This window comes from Skermanella aerolata KACC 11604 (genome assembly GCF_000936425.1).
GTDB lineage: Bacteria > Pseudomonadota > Alphaproteobacteria > Azospirillales > Azospirillaceae > Skermanella > Skermanella aerolata.
Map to the genome: position 1 here is coordinate 1 of NZ_AVFK01000191.1, position 666 is coordinate 666.

Genomic DNA, 666 nt, shown 5'->3' on the forward strand with positions numbered 1-666 from the left:
GGACACCGCGACGTAAAGCGCCAGAGCCATGACCAGGATCAGGCGGTCGAGGCGGTCGGCGTAGCGGAGCTGGGTGTCTTCAATGCCGAAGCCGCGCGACTTGAAGTCCGAGAACATCGGCTCGATACCCCAGCGAGCTGAATACTCAAGCGTGCGCAAGTATCCAGGCTTTTCAGACATCGCGATGATCCAGGGCTCCGCGTGCCCCGGATCGTGGATGATGCCGATATGGGTTCGCGCCCGCCGCCCGGTCAGCTCGACGTCTTCCAAATAGTAGACCCGGTCCTTGGCGCACTGCCCGGTCGTCGTCCGGCCAGCGCCGTCGAACACGACCAGATTGCCCTTCAGGCGCAGGCGATAATCCCAGCCGCGCTCCTGGCACCAGCCGATCAAGTCGGCGGTGCCATAGAAGCGGTCGCCCAGCAGCCGCACCTTGGCCTGTTCCGGCAGCCAGGGGGCGACCGCCTCGAGCAGCGATCTCTGGATCTCGAACCCAATCGCGCCGTCGGTCCGCTCGACCCGCCAGGCCAGCGGCAGGGCACGCTCGCCCCAGCGTAGCGCCAGCATCAGCACCTGGTGGCGCTCCGACATCTGGGACTGGTCCAGGATCAGGTTCAGCGGTTCGCCGCCAGCAGCTGCCCGCTCCAGCACCTCGCGGGCGAACGG

1 protein-coding gene is annotated in these 666 nt (G+C 66.7%); it reads right to left on the reverse strand.

All coding sequences use genetic code 11. From position 1 onward, the window contains the following. A partial coding sequence (locus tag N826_RS39160) for a transposase (RefSeq protein WP_044438075.1) occupies positions 1 to 666 on the reverse strand: 666 nt, incomplete at both ends.